This is a genomic window from Streptomyces sp. NPDC046909, from assembly GCF_040644695.1.
Lineage (GTDB): Bacteria > Actinomycetota > Actinomycetes > Streptomycetales > Streptomycetaceae > Streptomyces.
The window spans coordinates 141,049-156,641 of sequence record NZ_JBEYXC010000003.1 but is presented as its reverse complement, the minus strand read 5'-3'; the positions used below and the strand labels follow the sequence as shown (position 1 = coordinate 156,641).

Genomic DNA, 15,593 nt, shown 5'->3' with positions numbered 1-15,593 from the left:
GTGGAGCGGGGCGCGGCCATGAGGGGGACCTCCGGTCGGTGGGTAGGGCTGAGCTGCTCGCCGACCAGACTTCCCGGCACACCTATGGAGTCACGCTAGTTTTCCTTAGTTTAACTAAAAAGGGCGCCTGGCGCGTTTTCGCGCCGGGCGCCCCTTTTCCGACGTGCCTAGTCCTCGCTGGGCGCGGCCGGGAGCTTCGCCTGGATGAGGTCCATAACTGTGCTGTCGGTCAGGGTGGTGACGTCACCCAGCTGACGGTTCTCCGCGACGTCCCGCAGCAGCCGGCGCATGATCTTGCCGGAACGGGTCTTGGGCAGCTCGGCCACCGGGAGGACGCGCTTGGGCTTGGCGATCGGGCCGAGGGTGGCGCCGACGTGGTTGCGCAGGTCGGCGATGAGGTTGTCGTCCTCGGCGTTGGCCGTGCCGCGCAGGATCACGAAGGCGACGATGGCCTGCCCGGTCGTCTCGTCGGCGGCACCGACGACGGCCGCCTCGGCGACGGACGGGTGCGAGACGAGCGCGGACTCGACCTCGGTGGTGGAGATGTTGTGCCCGGAGACGAGCATGACGTCGTCCACGCGCCCAAGCAGCCAGATGTCCCCGTCGTCGTCCTTCTTCGCCCCGTCACCGGCGAAGTACTTGCCCTCGAAGCGCGACCAGTACGTGTCGAGGAACCGCTGGTCGTCGCCCCAGATGGTGCGCAGCATCGACGGCCACGGCTCGGTGAGGACCAGGTAACCACCGCCACCATTCGGCACTTCGTTCGCCTCGTCGTCGACGACGGTCGCGGAGATACCGGGCAGCGGGGTCTGCGCGGAGCCGGGCTTGGTCTCGGTGACGCCCGGCAGCGGCGAGATCATCATCGCGCCGGTCTCGGTCTGCCACCAGGTGTCCACGATCGGCGTCCGGTCCGCGCCGATGTGCTTGCGGTACCAGATCCAGGCCTCGGGGTTGATGGGCTCACCCACGGACCCCAGGACGCGGAGGCTGCTGAGGTCGAACTTCGCGGGGATGTCGTCGCCCCACTTCATGAACGTGCGGATGGCGGTGGGGGCCGTGTACAGGATGGTCACCCCGTACTTCTGCACGATCTCCCAGAACCGCCCCTGGTGCGGGGTGTCGGGGGTGCCCTCGTACATGACCTGGGTGGCGCCGTTCGCGAGCGGCCCGTAGACGATGTACGAGTGGCCGGTGACCCAGCCGACGTCGGCCGTGCACCAGTACACGTCGGTCTCCGGCTTGAGGTCGAAGACGGCGTGGTGGGTGTAGGCGGCCTGGGTGAGGTAGCCGCCGGAGGTGTGCAGGATGCCCTTCGGCTTACCCGTCGTCCCGGACGTGTAGAGGATGAACAGCGGCTGCTCGGCCTCGAACGCCTCGGGGGTGTGCTCGGCGGACTGCCGCTCGACGATCTCGTGCCACCACACGTCGTGGCTGTCGTTCCAGGCGACGTCCTGCCCGGTACGGCGTACGACCAGCACGTGCTCGACGTTGTCGACCTTGGTGATCGCCTCGTCGACGGCCGGCTTGAGCGCGGACGGCTTGCCGCGGCGGTAGCCGCCGTCGGAGGTGATGACGACCTTGGCGTCGGCGTCCTGGATCCGCGTGGCGAGCGCGTCCGCGGAGAACCCGCCGAACACGACGGAGTGCGCCGCACCGATCCGCGCGCACGCGAGCATCGCGATCGCCGTCTCCGGGATCATCGGCATGTAGACGGCGACCCGGTCGCCCTTGCGAACTCCCAGCTCCAGCAGGGCGTTCGCGGCCTTGGAGACCTCGTCCTTGAGCTCGGCGTAGGTGATCGCACGGCTGTCGCCGGGCTCGCCCTCGAAGTGGATGGCGACCCGGTCGCCGTTGCCGGCCTCGACATGCCGGTCGACGCAGTTGTACGCGACGTTCAGCTCGCCGTCCTTGAACCACTTCGCGAACGGCGGGTTCGTCCAGTCCAGCGTCTCCGTCGGCTCGGTGGCCCAGGTCAGCCGACGGGCCTGCGCGGCCCAGAAGCCGAGCCTGTCAGCCTTGGCCTGTTCATACGCCTCCGCGGTGACATTGGCGTTCGCTGCCAGGTCTGCGGGCGGCGCGAACCTGCGCTCTTCCTTGAGCAGGTTGGCCAGGCTTTCGTTGCTCACGACATCTCCCTTGCGGCGCTTTGTCGGGGGCGACCGTTGTGTCCCAGGCCACAGCTCATCAGACCGGGGGGTGCCCTGACAAGGGTCGTTCGAAAATTGGTTTAGACCTGTGGGTACGGCTGTGTACGTCGAGGTCGGCGGCCGGGTTCATCCGTACCCACGGACGCCGACCAGGCGGAGTTCATGCTGTGTAACGCCTTTCACACTCCCGCCCAAGTACGGGTGAAGCGCCAACGAACGACGAGCCATTGACGAGTCACCGACGAGAGGGGAGTCCGAGTGGAAGGGATACGGGGCGGGCCGCAGGCGGCGGTCCGCGACCCTGAACTCTTCGAGGAGTTCTACCGGCGCCATGTGGACGCGATGACATCTTTCGTGGCCCGGCGTGTCGCCGACCCGCACACCGTCGCCGACCTGACCGCCGAGATCTTCCTCGCGGTCCTGGACTCCGCCCACACCTACCGCCCGGGGCGGGGCAGCGAGAGGGCCTGGTTGTACGGCATCGCCCGCAACGTCGTCTCCTCCGAACGCCGGCGCGTGGCCCGGGAGACCGTCCGCGACCGCCGGATCTCGGGCCGACGGCTCCTGGAGCCCGACGACATCGCGCGCCTGGAGGACAAGCTCGACGCGGAGAGCCCGGGGCGGCGTGCCCTGGCCGCGCTGGAACGGCTCCCCGCGGGGGAGCGAGCCGTTCTGGAGCTGATCGTGGTCGACCAGCTGACGGTTTCCGAGACCGCCGCCGCCCTGGGTATCACCCAGGTCACGGCCCGCGTACGGCTGCACCGGGCCCGCAAGTCGCTGCGCCGGGCGGCGGGCGAGCCCGCCGACGGACCGCTCGGCACATCCCTGTCATACGTCACCGGAGGAACCGGGGGAGAGGCATGACCACCAGGACGACGTTCGAGGACCGGCTCCTCGGAGAACTGCGCCGCGAGATCGACCGGCTCGCGGAGGACCGTACGGCGGACGGCCGTACGTCGGACGCGGCGCCGATGTCCGTGGGGCGCCGCCGCACGGCCCTTACCGCGCCGAGGCTCGGCCTCGTCGCCCTGGCCTGCGCCGCCGTCGCGGGCGCCTGGGTGCTGATGCCGGGCTCTCCCGCCGAAAGCCCGGCCTACGCGGTGGTGTCGCACGCGGATGGAAGCCTGACGGTCACCATGAACGAGTTCGGCCTCGGCGGCACCCTGCCGGACGGCCTCGTCGAACGGCTCAAGACGCACGGCGTCCACGTGGTCGTGGACAAGGTGCCGAACGGCTACGAGTGCACCGAGCCCCGGGGGGAGTGGGTCCGGGGTCGCTCCGATGAGGACGGGGGCCCAGGCCGGGTGTTCGACCTGCGGCGCGGGGACTCCCTGGTCGTCGCAAAGATGGGGCAGCGCCAGCCCGACGGGAGCTTCCTGCCGGTCACCGGCCTTGGCTTCGTCCGCGGTGAGGTCGCCCCGTGCAATCCGGTCCTCGCCCCGCCCCGCCCGGCGGAGACATCCGGTCTCCGCTGAGCGGGGAGTACGCAGGCTCACCGGGGCGCGCGGGGCCCGGACTACGCCGGGCTGCGCAGACCGTCAGCGTCGGTCACCTGGTCGAACACCTCGGTACTGGATGCCTCGGTGAGCAGATACGCCTGTGCCTCGCCCACGTGGAAGTACATCCCGTGCAGCTCAAGCGTCCGCTCCCGCAGCGCCCGGGCCACGGACTCGTGCGTGCGCAGATGCTCCAACTGCTGGACCACGTTGGTCAGACACAGCTGCTCGACCGCGTCCGCGGGGGCGCGTCCGGCGAGTCTGGCCCACGGCCGGCTGTCGTCGGCCATGCGCTCCAGGCTCGGCAGCCCATGCCGCAGCCACCGCTTGAGCGGCGTCTGGGCGCCCCCGGGCTCGGAGTTGAGCAGTGCCTGCATGGCTCCGCACCCGGAGTGCCCGCAGACCGTGATGGACCGCACCCGCAGGACGTCCACCGCGTACTCGATCGCCGCGGCCACCGAGTCGTCGCCGCTCTCCTGGCCGGGGAGCGGCACGAGGTTGCCCACGTTGCGCACCACGAACAGGTCGCCCGGGCCACTGGAGGTGATCATCGAGGTGACGAGGCGTGAGTCGGCGCAGGTGAGGAAGAGCTGGGACGGGGTCTGCCCCTCCCGGGCCAGCCGGGCCAGCTCACCCCGCACCAGGGGTGCGGTGTTGCGCTGGAACGCGCTGATCCCACGGGCCAGTTCATGACCGCTGGTTCTGGACGGTCCGGCTCCGTCGGCCGTGCCCGAGTCCTCGGACCCGCGCGGGTCCGCGTCGGAGCGCGGTGCGGACGGCGGGTCCTCGCACTGGTGGTTGCGCCAGGGCGTCCAGGGGCTGCAACGGCAGCCCGCGGCGGTGGCCGCTGCGGGCGCGGAGGCCGGGTCGGCGGAGTCCGTCGATGTGCCGGATCCGGCGTGGGGTTCGGCGGTCTCGCCGGGCTCGGCGATCCGGACCCCGGCGCGGCGGCCGGTCAGCTCGACGCTGCCGCCCTGCGCGGTGTGGGTCTTCTGCCAGTCCTGCAACGCCTCGTACGCCGCGTGGTCCATGAAGGAGCCGTCCAACTCGACGACCACATGGGTGCCGTGGGGCACGAGATGCAGGGCGCGGCTGAGCCGGGGCACCGCGAGGAACGTCAACTGCCCTCGTACGTGGACGTGATGGACTCCTTCCTGCTCTTCGTGGGTGATGCGGGTGCGGGCGAGGCGGTGCAGGGCGACGGCCACGGCGACGGCGATGCCGAGGACGACGCCCTCCAGGACGCCGAGGAGGACCACGCCGAGGGTGGTGACGGCGTAGACCAGGACCTCTCGGTGGCGGGTCACCGTGCGGATGTGGTGCAGGGACACCATCTGGATGCCGACGGACATCACCAGGGCGGCGAGCGAGGCGAGCGGGATGAGCTCAAGGACCGGGACCATCAGCAGCGCGGCGATCACTACGAGAACGCCGTGCAGCATCGTGGAGTTCCGGCTCACGGCACCCGCGTGCACATTCGCCGAACTGCGCACCGCGACCCCGGCCACCGGGAGCCCGCCGAGGGTGCCGGAGACGATGTTCGCGGCGCCCTGGCCGAGCAGTTCGCGGTCCAGGTTCGAGCGTCCGACCCGGGCGGTGAGCCCCGGTCTTCCGGCGGCCATCTTGTCGACGGCGACCGCGCCGAGCAGCGACTGCACACTGCACACCAGCGTGGTGGTCAGCACGGCGGCGACGATCCCGAGCACCGGCCCCTCGGGGAGTCCGGCCAGCGCGTGGCTGCTCCAGGAGGGCAGGTCGACCTCGGGCAGCGTCAGCCCGGCGAGCGCGGCGACCGCGCTGGCTCCGGTGACGGCGACGAGCGCGGCCGGGACCTTGCGCAGCAGCCCGCCGACCCGGCCGGGGATCCGCGGCCAGAGCAGGAGCAGGGCCAGGGTCAGCGCGCTGACCGACACGGCGGCGGGGTCAAGGCCGGCCAACTGGGCGGGCAGGGCCCGGAGGTTGGCCAGGACGGAGCTCTGCGGGGTGCCGCCGAGGACGATGTGCAGCTGGGCGACGGCGATGGTGACGCCGATACCGGCGAGCATGCCGTGCACGATGGCGGGGCTGACGGCGAGCGCGGTGCGCGCCACGCGCAGGCAGCCGAGGCCGAGTTGGACGACACCGGCGAGGACCGTGATGGCACAGGTCGTCCGCCAGCCGTAGCGGTGGATCAGGTCGGCGGTGACGACCGTGAGTCCGGCGGCGGGGCCGCTGACCTGGAGCGGCGAGCCGCCGAGCCACCCGGCGACGAGTCCTCCGACGGCGGCGGCGACGAGGCCGGCCTGGAGGGGCGCGCCGGTGGCGAGGGCGATACCGAGGGACAGGGGCAGGGCGATCAGGAAGACCGCGATCGAGGCCGACACGTCGGCGCCCGCGATGCGGAAGCGGCGGGGGCCGGACGGTGGCGGGCTGTGGGGTCGGTGGATGCGCTTCATTCGACTCGAGTCGGTGGCGCGCGTGGGTGCGCAGGCGGACATGTTTCCCGTCTCCTCCGGGGCAGCGCGGTCGCGGAACAGGTGGTCCCCCGGCTATGGCGGGGGCGGGTCGCGGCCGTGGGTCACGGCGTGCAGCGGCGGGATGAATCAACGCTCGGTAAACGAATCGTAATTCAGAGTAAAGGCCAGGCATAGGCTTTTCTGGCAAATGGCTCAATAAGTCACCCATCAGGGTGATGCGGATATTTGATCGGCTTGTCGTACTAATTCCTTCCGGGTCTCGTGCGAGCTTGACGGCGCTGTCGTTTGGCCCCGAGAGAAGGAAGAAGGTGGGCGGAACATGGCCGCCACCCAGAGGATCGCCGCTGGCGCCGTGGTCGCCGCGGTCTGTGCCGCGTCACTCGCCGGTTGCGCGATCGGCACCGACCATGACAAGGAAGGGGCGCCCGGCCCGCAGAAGGCGAAGCCGGCCCAGGCGCCGCCCAAGAGCGCGGTCCGCCTGATCGGCGACGGCTCCACCGCGTACACCGGCGCGCAGCCGCACCTGCCCCGGCCGGAACGGATGAAGCCCGGTCAGAAGCCCCCGCAGTTCGTGGTGTTCTCCTGGGACGGCGCGGGCGAGGACGGCCAGAAGCTGTTCTCCCACTTCCGCAAGGTCTCCAAGGCCAACCACGCGACCATGACGTACTTCCTCAGCGGTGTGTACATGCTCCCCGAGGAGAAGCGCGACCTCTACAAGCCGCCGCAGCACTCCCCGGGCCGCTCCGACATCGGCTTCAACGACGAGGAGGGCATCGCCGAGACCGTGAAGCAGCTGCGCGGGGCGTGGCTGGAGGGCAACGAGATCGGCACCCACTTCAACGGCCACTTCTGCGGCAGCGGCGGCGGGGTCGGACAGTGGTCGGTCGCGGACTGGAAGGACGAGATCGCCCAGGCCAAGCAGTTCGTGAAGTCCTGGAAGACCAACACCGGCATGAAGAACGCCGCGCCCCTGCCCTTCGACTACGACAAGGAGCTCGTCGGCGCCCGCACTCCGTGCCTGGAGGGCCAGAAGAACTTCATGAAGGCCGCCCGCGAACTCGGCTTCCGCTACGACACCAGCGGGGTCAACGACCAGGTCTGGCCGAAGAAGAAGGAAGGCCTGTGGGACCTGTCCATGCAGCTCGTGCCCTTCATCGGGCACTCCTACGAGCAGCTCACCATGGACTACAACTTCGCCGTGAACCAGTCGGGCACGATGTACGGCGACCCGGACAAGCACGAGTTCTGGGGCGACCAGATGCGTGACAGCCTGCTCAAGGGCTTCCACCGGGCCTACGACGGCAACCGCGCGCCGATGATCATCGGCAACCACTTCGAGTCCTGGAACGGCGGCACCTACATGCGTGCCGTCGAGGAGACCGTCGAGCAGGTCTGCAACAAGCCCGACGTGCGCTGCGTCTCCTTCCGGCAGCTCGCCGACTGGCTGGACGCCCAGGACCCGAAGGCCCTGGCGAAGCTGCGGACCCTGGGCGTCGGCCAGGCCCCGAAGCAGAGCTGGGCGTCCTTCCTCTCGGGCAGCCCCGCCCCGGCCCCGAAGGGCGTCCCCGGAGCACCGGCGGCCAAGCACTAGCCGTACGGCGTCGCGGAAGCTGTCTTGGTGGCCGTCAGGCGTTCACCGCGACGCCCTCGCTCAGCACGAACCCGGGGTCGACCTGCGCCGCCAGGTCGGCCCCAGTGCGTTCGTTGCCCCACGACCGGGCGTTCTTGAGATGGAAGTGCACCATCTGCCGCGTGTACTGCTCCCAGTCGCGCAGCTCGTACGTCGCGTCGACGGCGGTCTGCAACTGGCGCAGGGCGCGGCGGTTGACGTCCTCCAGGAGCTCGAACCGGGGCGGCCGGCCCTTCTCCATGGCCCGCACCCAGTCCGAGTGCCCGACCGTCACCAGCAGGTCGTCCCCGACCTCGGCGCGGAGGAAGTCGAGGTCGTCCTGGCCCTGCACCTTGTTGCCGACGACCTTCAGGACGACGCCGAAGTCGCGGGCGTACTCCTTGTACTGGCGATAGACGGAGACCCCCTTCCGGGTCGGCTCGGCGACGAGGAACGTGATGTCGAAGCGGGTGAACATGCCGGAGGCGAAGGAGTCGGATCCGGCCGTCATGTCCACCACGACGTACTCGTCACGCCCGTCCACCAGGTGGTTCAGGCACAGCTCCACCGCTCCGGTCTTGGAGTGGTAGCAGGCGACCCCCAGGTCGGCGTCCGTGAAGGGGCCGGTGACCATCAAACGGACGGCGCCGCCGTCGAGTTCCACCGGCCGCGCGCAGGCGTCGTACACCGGATTGGTCTCGCGCACCCGCAGCAGCCGGGAGCCCTCGCCCGGCGGGGTCGTCTTGATCATCGTCTCGGCGGAGGCGATGCGCGGGTTGGCGCCGCGCAGATAGTCCTTGATCAGCGGCAGCCGCTCGCCCAGCGCGGGCAGGGCCTCGGCCTCCGCCTCGTCGAGCCCGAGGGCGGCGCCCAGATGCTGGTTGATGTCGGCGTCGACGGCGACGACCGGTGCGCCGGTGGTGGCGAGATGGCGGATGAACAGGGAGGACAGGGTCGTCTTGCCGCTGCCGCCCTTCCCGACGAAAGCAATTTTCATGTTCACGAAGGGTAGTGGGGCGATAGCTGTACGTGGCAGGCGTGCGTGAAGAAGACCACTCCTTCGTGGGGTGCGGGCCGCGGTTGCGTAATGTCGTACTCATGAGTACGACAGGCGCGACCGCCGATCCGCTCGCGGCCCTGGGTTCGCTGCCCGGTGTGGCCGACTCCGTGGAGTCCGTGCGCAAGGCCGTGGACCGGGTCTACGGGCACCGGATCATGCGGCGCCGCAGCACGGCGATCACCTCCGAGGCGGCGCTGCGCGGCGCCCGCGGCTCGGCGGCGCTGTCCGGCGCCGACTGGGCCCTGGAGGAGGTGCGCCGCCGCTCCGACTTCAGTGGCGACGACGACGCGCGCGTGGTGGGCGCGGCGCTCAGGCTGACCGCCGAGGCCGGCCAACTGCTGTCCATCTGGCGGCAGTCGCCCCTGCGGGTGCTGGCCCGGCTGCACCTGGTGGCGGCCGCGACCAATGCTGACGAGGTCGGGCGTCCGCGCCAGGCGGGCGAACCGGTCGAGGAGCCGCTGATCGAGCTTCCGCTGCCCGGCGCGGCCGAGGTGCACGGCCGCCTTGAGGGACTGTCCGAGCTGATCATCGCGGGCGGCTCCGCCCCGGCGCTGGTGACGGCGGCCGTCGTGCACGGCGAGATCCTCGCCCTGCGGCCCTTCACCTCCCACAACGGCCTGGTCGCGCGCACGGCCGAGCGCATCGTCCTGATCGGCAGCGGCCTCGACCCCAAGTCGATCTGCCCGGCGGAGGTCGGCCACGCCGAACTGGGCCGTGCGGCCTATCTGTCGGCGCTGGAGGGCTATGTCTCCGGGACCCCGGACGGGATGGCCGCCTGGATCGCGCACTGCGGCAAGGCGATCGTGCTCGGCGCGCGCGAGTCGACGGCGGTGTGCGAGGCGCTCCAGCGCGGGGCGGCGTAAGGCGCAAGGCGTAAGACACGAGGCATGAGGCGCGAGGCATGAAGAAGGCCCCCGCGCGCGGGGGCCTGAACAGGGTTGCGGCGGTACGAGGATTCGTACCGCCGCTGGCATTTTCACCGGGTTACCAAGCGTCCTCGATATGTTGCCCATCAGGTCGGGAGCTTTGCCCGTCACCTGGTGCGGCTGGCCCGTAATCGACGGGTCGACGTCGCGTGGGTGCCTGGTGATCATGCGCGGTCCGTGGGGCCAAATGCGTTATTAAGGTGATCCTCTCGGATGTCCTTGGTCTCGCGGGCCGTTGACTCCTTTGTACTCCAGGACCCGGGCAAGCGGAAGCCCTGGATGCAGTTCTTTACTTTTACTCTCAAACAGTCCCTAAACGGACACCGGTCGGGCGTCCGTTTCTCAGAGGGCCGTCGCCCGGCGCCGACTGGCGTACCAGACCAGGCCCGCCGTGGCCGCCGCCGCTCCTATGGCCGCCGCCGCGACGAGTGCCGGACGGGACGGCGCGGAGAACGCGGGGAGCCTCTGCTTGAGCCGGACCGGCCGGTGGAAATCGAGAATCGGCCACCCGCGCGCGAGGGCCTCGCGGCGCAACGCCCGGTCCGGGTTCACGGCATGGGGCCGGCCGACGGACTTCAGCATCGGCAGATCGGTCGCCGAGTCGCTGTACGCGTAACAGCGCTCCAGGTCGTATCCCTCGGACTCGGCCAGCTCCTTGATCGCCTCGGCCTTCGTCGGACCGTAGGCGTAGTACTCCACCTCGCCGGTGTAGCAGCCGTCCTCGCCCACGACCATCCGGGTCGCCACCACCCGGTCCGCGCCCAGCAGTTCACCGATCGGCTCGACCACCTCGGCGCCCGACGTGGACACGATCACGACATCGCGCCCTGCGGTGTGGTGCTTCTCGATGAGGGAGGCGGCCTCGTCGTAGATGATCGGGTCGATCAGGTCGTGAAGGGTCTCGGCCACGATCTCCTTCACCTGTTGGACGTTCCAGCCGCGCACGAGTGCCGAGAGGTACTCGCGTGTCCGTTCCATCTGGTCGTGGTCCATACCGCCCACCAGGAAGACGAACTGGGCATACGCGGTACGCAAGGCGGCCCTGCGGTTGATCAGCCCGCCTTGGTAGAACGACTTGCTGAACGTGAGCGTGCTCGACTTCGCAATGACCGTCTTGTCCAGGTCAAAGAAGGCCGCTGTGCGGGGCAAGGAGTGGTTTTCCACGACCCCGAGCATAGGCGCAGCCCATTCGGCGTAAGGTGGGGCGCGTGGGTTTGCCTGAGAGGGCTCTCGGGTACACCATGGAAGTCACGGATCGTTCGCGACCGTGCTAACCCGGCCCGGCTCCTCCCCCCCCGAGTCGGCCGTGGAGACGACCCCCACTCTCCCCCCCGGTGGGGGTCGTCGCATGTCCGGGTGGGTTTTTCCTCTTCCTCACACATCTCTTTACGGCTCTACGGCCGTGTCGAAGCGGCTGCGGCCGCCCCTTCCGCATGCCCATGATCCGTCGCTGTGTGTAGCCATCGCACTGCTCTGCGGAAGTCGCACAGGCGGTAGTGCAGGGGGCACCTGTATGGGTGACGGCGATATTCACAACCGCTGAGTTGTCCACAGTTATCGACCAAGATCCACACGATTTCCGGGATCGCTGCACCGTGATTCCAGCGCGGCCCGCCGACGGCCACTTGTTGGCCGGTTCCGGTTAGTCGGCCGTGTTTGGCCGGTTCCTATCGGCCGTTCATATGGAGGCCGGTTGCCGGTTCTTCACACGTTTGGGAATCGCGGGGCCCTCGGGGCGCTCGCGAGATGCAGCGAAGGGGGATGGAAATCGTGGCCGCAGCCGTCACACACGATCCGTCGCAGGCCGCCGGAGGGCGCCAGGGCGGACCGTTGATCGTCACCGAGGACCCGGTGCTCCTGGACGACCTGCTGCGCCTGTGCGCGGCGGCCGGAGCCACCCCGGAGGTCCATCCAGGGGTGCCGGAACCGAGAGGCCGATGGGAGGCCGCACCCCTCGTCCTGGTCGGCGACGACGCCGCGCGCCGCGTACGGGGAGCCGCCCGCCGGGGTGGAGTGGTGCTCGTCGGACGGGACCAGGACGACTCCGGGGTCTGGCGCCGCGCGGTCGAGATCGGCGCCGACCATGTCCTGATGCTGCCCGACGGGGAGCAGTGGCTGGTCGACCGGATCGCCGACGTCGCCGAGGGCATCGGCCGGCCCGCCCTCACCGTCGGGGTCATCGGCGGCCGGGGCGGGGCCGGGGCCTCCACGCTCGCGTGCGCCCTCGCCGTCACCTCCGCGCGGGAGGGACTGCGCACCCTCCTCGTGGACGCCGATCCCCTGGGCGGCGGACTCGACGTACTCCTCGGTGGCGAGACCGCCGAGGGCCTGCGCTGGCCCGCGTTCGCCGCCTCGCGCGGCAGGGTCGGCGGCGGCGCCCTGGAGGAGTCGCTGCCCGAACTGCACTCCCTGCGGGTCCTCAGCTGGGACCGCGGCGACTGTGTCGCCGTCCCGCCGCAGGCCGTCCGCGCGGTGCTCGCCGCGGCCCGGCGCCGGGGCGGCACGGTCGTCGTCGACCTGCCCCGCCGCATCGACGACGGCGTCGCCGAGACCCTCGCCCAACTCGACCTCGGCATCCTCGTCGTCCCCGCCGAACTCCGCGCCGTCGCGGCGGCCGGACGGGTGGCCGCCGCGGTCGGAATGGTCGTACGCGATCTGCGGGTGGCCGTACGAGGGCCGTACGCACCCGGGCTCGACGACCGCGAAGTGGCCCGGCTGCTCGGTCTGCCGCTGGTGGGCGAGGTGCCCGTCGAGGCGGGGCTGCTGCGGCCGCACGAGAGCAGGACGCCGCCGGGTGCGGCCGGACGGGGGCCGTTGGCGCGGTTCTGCAAGGGGTTCTGGGAGCGGGCGTTGGTGGAGGCGGCATGAGCACGACGGTGGGGGTCGAGCGTGGGCGTGGGCGTGGCGGGGCCGGCTCTGGCGGACGTGGCGACATGGGTACGGCGTCGGAGTTCGAACCGGCACGCGTGCGTGGTGCGCCCGGTTCTGGAGGCCGTGCCGTTTCGGGAGGCCGTGCCGTGGTGAGCGGCGCGGTGGGGAGCGGGGTCGACATGGCTCCGGGGCTCCTCGACGGGGTGCGGCAGTGGCTCGCCGAGAGCGGTGGTGAGCCGACGCCCGCGCGGGTGGCGCAGGCGCTGCGGGAGCAGGGCCGGGTGCTCGGGGACGCCGAAGTGCTCGGGGCGGCCGAGCGGTTGCGCTCCGAGCTGGTCGGGAGTGGGCCGTTGGAGCCGCTGCTCGCCGATCCCTCGGTGACCGACGTGCTGGTGTCGGCGCCCAACCGGGTCTGGGTGGACCGGGGTGGCGGGCTGGAACTGACCGGCGTCGCCTTTCCGGACGCCGCAGCCGTACGACGGCTCGCCCAGCGCCTGGCCGCCGTGGCCGGGCGGCGACTGGACGACGCGCGGCCCTGGGTGGACGCCCGGCTGCCCGACGGCACACGGCTGCACGCGGTGCTGCCGCCGGTGGCCGTCGACTGCGCCTGTCTGTCGCTGCGTGTCGTACGGCCGCGCGCGTTCACGCTCGACGAGCTGGTGGCGGCGGGCACGGTGCCGCCGGGCGGGGACCGGGTGCTGCGCGCGCTGATCGACGCCCGGCTGTCCTTCCTCGTGAGCGGCGGCACGGGCAGCGGCAAGACGACGTTGCTGAGCGCGCTGCTGGGGTCGGTCGGCCCGGGTGAGCGGATCGTGCTCGCCGAGGACTCCGCGGAGCTGCGGCCGGACCATCCGCACGTCGTACGCCTGGAGAGCAGACCCGCCAACCAGGAGGGCGCGGGACTCGTCACGCTCGAGGACCTGGTGCGGCAGGCGCTGCGGATGCGGCCGGACCGGTTGGTCGTCGGGGAGGTGCGCGGGCCTGAAGTGGTGCATCTGCTGGCTGCCTTGAACACGGGCCATGAGGGCGGCTGCGGAACGGTCCACGCGAACGCGGCCGGCGATGTGCCCGCCCGGCTGGAGGCGCTGGGCACGGCCGCCGGGCTCGACCGGGCCGCGCTGCACAGCCAGTTGGCCGCCGCGCTGGCGGTCGTCCTGCATCTGGCCCGCGACCGGAACGGGCGGCGCCGGATCGCCGAGGTGCATGTGCTGGAGCGGGACCCGTCGGGGCTGGTGCGGACGGTACCGGCGCTGCGGTGGGGCGCGGAGGCGTTCGCGTACGAGCGGGGATGGGAGCGGCTGCGGGGGCTGCTCGGAGGCGTGGGAATCGACGGGGGGCGTGGTGATGAGTGAAGTGTCGGTGGCGGCGGCTCTGTTGTGTGCCGGGGCGGCGGTCTGGTTCTCGGGCGCGCGGGGTTCCGGGGCGCGGCGGGCGCGGTTGCTGCTCGCGGCTCCCGGCGGTGCGGTCGGGACGGGGCCGTTCGAATGGCGTCGGCTGACCGGTGGGGCGCGGCGACTCGGGGTCGAGTGGTGGTCGTTGGCCGCCGGGCTCGCGCTGGCCGTACTGGGGGCCTCGGTGCTGCCGCTCGTCGTGGGGGCGGCCGGGGTGCCGTTGGTGCGGCGGGTGCGGGTGGCCCGGGAGGCGCGGCGGGCCCGGGAGGGGCGCGGGGACGCGGTCATCGGGCTCTGCGGACTGCTCGCCGGGGAGGTGCGGGCCGGGCGGCAGCCGGGTGAGGCCCTGTTGTGCGCGGCGCGGGACTGCGACGGGCTCGGGGAGGCGCAGTCGGCGGTGCTGGCGGCGGCACGGTTCGGCGGGGACGTACCGGGCGCGCTCACCGGGGCCGCGCGGCAGCCGGGCGCCGATGGGTTGCGGGGGCTCGCGGCGTGCTGGCGGGTGGCCGTGGACCAGGGGGCGGGTTTGGCCGCCGGACTCGACCGCCTCGAAGCGGCGTTGCGGGCGGAACGGGACCAACGCGCTGATCTGCGCGCTCAGTTGGCGGGCGCCCGTTCCACGGCCGTCATGCTCGCCGGGCTCCCGGTGCTCGGACTGCTCCTCGGCACGGCCCTCGGTTCCGACCCGCTCCACGTCCTGCTGCACACCGGCCCCGGACTGGGCTGTTTGGTGATCGGCGGGGTGCTGGAGGGGCTGGGGATGTGGTGGGCCGTGCGGATCGTGCGCGGAGCGGAGGCGAAGTGAGTACGGAAGTCGTCCACAGGCTGGGGGCGGTTCTGGGGGCCTTGGCGGTCCTCGGGTGGCTCGCCCGGTGGGTGCGCGGAGCGCGGCGGAAGCGGAGCCTTCGGCGGCGGCTGGTGCGGCTGCTGGGCCGGGAAGCGAGACCCGCCGACCGGCGGGCAGAGGCGAGCCGGGCTCTGCGGCACTGGCTGCCCCTCCTGGGGGCGGTGGCCGGCGGATGGGCCCTGGTCGGCGGAGTCGCCGGCGTGGTGGTGGGGCTGCTCGTCGCGGCCGGGCTGTGGTGGTGGGGCCGGCGGTCGGTGTCCGGCACAGAGTCGGAGTACGACGCCGCGGAGGCCGTACGGCAACTCCCGCTCGCCGCCGATCTGCTGGCGGCCTGCATCGCGGCCGGTGCCGGGCCCGTGATCGCCGCGCAGGCGGTGGGCGAGGCGCTGGGCGGGCCGGTCGGGGAGGGGCTCGCGCGGGGTGCGGCGGAGGTACGGCTGGGCGGGCCGCCCGGCGAGGCCTGGCGGCGGCTGGCCGCGATGCCGGGCGCCGGACCGCTGGCGCGGCTCCTGGAACGGGCCGATGTCTCCGGGCTCCCCGCCGCCGCGCCGGTCGCACGGCTCGCCGCGGAGGCCCGCGCCGACTGGACGCGTGCCGCGACGGCACGGGCCCGGCGGGCGGCGGTCATGGTGACCGCGCCGGTGGGGCTGTGCTTCCTGCCCGCGTTCATCGCGGTCGGCGTGCTGCCGGTGGTGATCGGACTCGCGGGGCCGGTGCTGGGAGGGGGTGGTGGATGACGGGGCGGATCGGCAGTTCGTGATCGAGCAGTAGCAGTAGCAGTGGCAAGCAA

General features: G+C 71.7%; 12 protein-coding genes. 8 read left to right on the top strand and 4 right to left on the bottom strand.

Translation table 11 applies throughout. The features are described from left to right. Positions 1–167: 167 nt before the first annotated feature. Complete coding sequence (acs, locus tag ABZ928_RS09335; protein ID WP_361516407.1) at positions 168–2,126, bottom strand: acetate--CoA ligase; 1,959 nt, start codon at positions 2,124–2,126, stop codon at positions 168–170. A gap of 279 nt (positions 2,127–2,405) precedes the next feature. Here acs and ABZ928_RS09330 point away from each other — a divergent pair, with 279 nt between their 5' ends. Together ABZ928_RS09330 and ABZ928_RS09325 are read left to right on the top strand one after the other, a co-directional pair. Next, positions 2,406–3,011, top strand: coding sequence for a sigma-70 family RNA polymerase sigma factor (locus ABZ928_RS09330; protein ID WP_361516406.1), 606 nt, complete (start codon positions 2,406–2,408; stop codon positions 3,009–3,011). Then, complete coding sequence (locus tag ABZ928_RS09325) at positions 3,008–3,622, top strand: hypothetical protein (RefSeq protein WP_361516404.1); 615 nt, start codon at positions 3,008–3,010, stop codon at positions 3,620–3,622. The genes ABZ928_RS09330 and ABZ928_RS09325 overlap by 4 nt, the downstream gene beginning before the upstream one ends. Positions 3,623–3,663: 41 nt before the next feature. Here the strand turns inward: ABZ928_RS09325 and ABZ928_RS09320 are convergent, their stop codons facing one another. Next, a complete protein-coding gene (locus ABZ928_RS09320; protein ID WP_361516402.1) occupies positions 3,664–6,120 on the bottom strand; it encodes a bifunctional SulP family inorganic anion transporter/carbonic anhydrase in 2,457 nt (818 codons plus the stop codon). A gap of 298 nt (positions 6,121–6,418) precedes the next feature. Between ABZ928_RS09320 and ABZ928_RS09315 the strand changes: the two genes are divergently transcribed. Beyond that, complete coding sequence (locus ABZ928_RS09315) at positions 6,419–7,690, top strand: hypothetical protein (protein ID WP_361516401.1); 1,272 nt, start codon at positions 6,419–6,421, stop codon at positions 7,688–7,690. 34 nt (positions 7,691–7,724) lie between these two features. Here ABZ928_RS09315 and ABZ928_RS09310 read toward each other — a convergent pair whose 3' ends face one another. After that, on the bottom strand, positions 7,725–8,705 hold the full coding sequence (locus tag ABZ928_RS09310) for an ATP-binding protein (RefSeq protein ID WP_361516399.1): 981 nt from the start codon (positions 8,703–8,705) through the stop codon (positions 7,725–7,727). A 101-nt stretch (positions 8,706–8,806) separates the two neighbouring features. On the opposite strand from ABZ928_RS09310, the gene ABZ928_RS09305 reads away from it, so the two are divergent. After that, the gene (locus ABZ928_RS09305; protein WP_361516398.1) at positions 8,807–9,631 is read left to right on the top strand and encodes an oxidoreductase; all 825 of its coding nucleotides are present in this window, start codon (positions 8,807–8,809) and stop codon (positions 9,629–9,631) included. 405 nt (positions 9,632–10,036) lie between these two features. Here the strand turns inward: ABZ928_RS09305 and ABZ928_RS09300 are convergent, their stop codons facing one another. Then, entirely contained in the window at positions 10,037–10,870 is an 834-nt protein-coding gene (locus tag ABZ928_RS09300) for an HAD family hydrolase (RefSeq protein ID WP_361516396.1), read from the bottom strand. 585 nt (positions 10,871–11,455) lie between these two features. On the opposite strand from ABZ928_RS09300, the gene ssd reads away from it, so the two are divergent. From ssd to ABZ928_RS09280, 4 genes are all read left to right on the top strand, one after another. Beyond that, positions 11,456–12,562: a septum site-determining protein Ssd gene (gene ssd, locus ABZ928_RS09295; protein ID WP_361516394.1), complete on the top strand. Its 1,107-nt coding sequence runs from the start codon at positions 11,456–11,458 to the stop codon at positions 12,560–12,562. Positions 12,563–12,744: 182 nt separating this feature from the next. After that, a complete protein-coding gene (locus tag ABZ928_RS09290) occupies positions 12,745–13,917 on the top strand; it encodes a TadA family conjugal transfer-associated ATPase (protein WP_361516392.1) in 1,173 nt (390 codons plus the stop codon). Then, on the top strand, positions 13,910–14,761 hold the full coding sequence (locus ABZ928_RS09285; protein WP_361516390.1) for a type II secretion system F family protein: 852 nt from the start codon (positions 13,910–13,912) through the stop codon (positions 14,759–14,761). Before ABZ928_RS09290 ends, ABZ928_RS09285 begins: the two co-directional genes overlap by 8 nt. Further along, complete coding sequence (locus ABZ928_RS09280) at positions 14,758–15,540, top strand: type II secretion system F family protein (protein ID WP_361516388.1); 783 nt, start codon at positions 14,758–14,760, stop codon at positions 15,538–15,540. The genes ABZ928_RS09285 and ABZ928_RS09280 overlap by 4 nt, the downstream gene beginning before the upstream one ends. Positions 15,541–15,593 lie beyond the last annotated feature (53 nt).

Coding starts and splice junctions, on each gene's coding strand:
- ABZ928_RS09325 (WP_361516404.1), top strand. CDS start 3,008: ATGACCACCAGGACGACGTTCGAGGACCGGCTCCTCGGAGAACTGCGC.
- ABZ928_RS09320 (WP_361516402.1), bottom strand. CDS start 6,120: ATGTCCGCCTGCGCACCCACGCGCGCCACCGACTCGAGTCGAATGAAG.
- ABZ928_RS09315 (WP_361516401.1), top strand. CDS start 6,419: ATGGCCGCCACCCAGAGGATCGCCGCTGGCGCCGTGGTCGCCGCGGTC.
- ABZ928_RS09310 (WP_361516399.1), bottom strand. CDS start 8,705: ATGAAAATTGCTTTCGTCGGGAAGGGCGGCAGCGGCAAGACGACCCTG.
- ABZ928_RS09305 (WP_361516398.1), top strand. CDS start 8,807: ATGAGTACGACAGGCGCGACCGCCGATCCGCTCGCGGCCCTGGGTTCG.
- ABZ928_RS09300 (WP_361516396.1), bottom strand. CDS start 10,870: ATGCTCGGGGTCGTGGAAAACCACTCCTTGCCCCGCACAGCGGCCTTC.
- ssd (WP_361516394.1), top strand. CDS start 11,456: ATGGAAATCGTGGCCGCAGCCGTCACACACGATCCGTCGCAGGCCGCC.
- ABZ928_RS09290 (WP_361516392.1), top strand. CDS start 12,745: ATGGCTCCGGGGCTCCTCGACGGGGTGCGGCAGTGGCTCGCCGAGAGC.
- ABZ928_RS09285 (WP_361516390.1), top strand. CDS start 13,910: ATGAGTGAAGTGTCGGTGGCGGCGGCTCTGTTGTGTGCCGGGGCGGCG.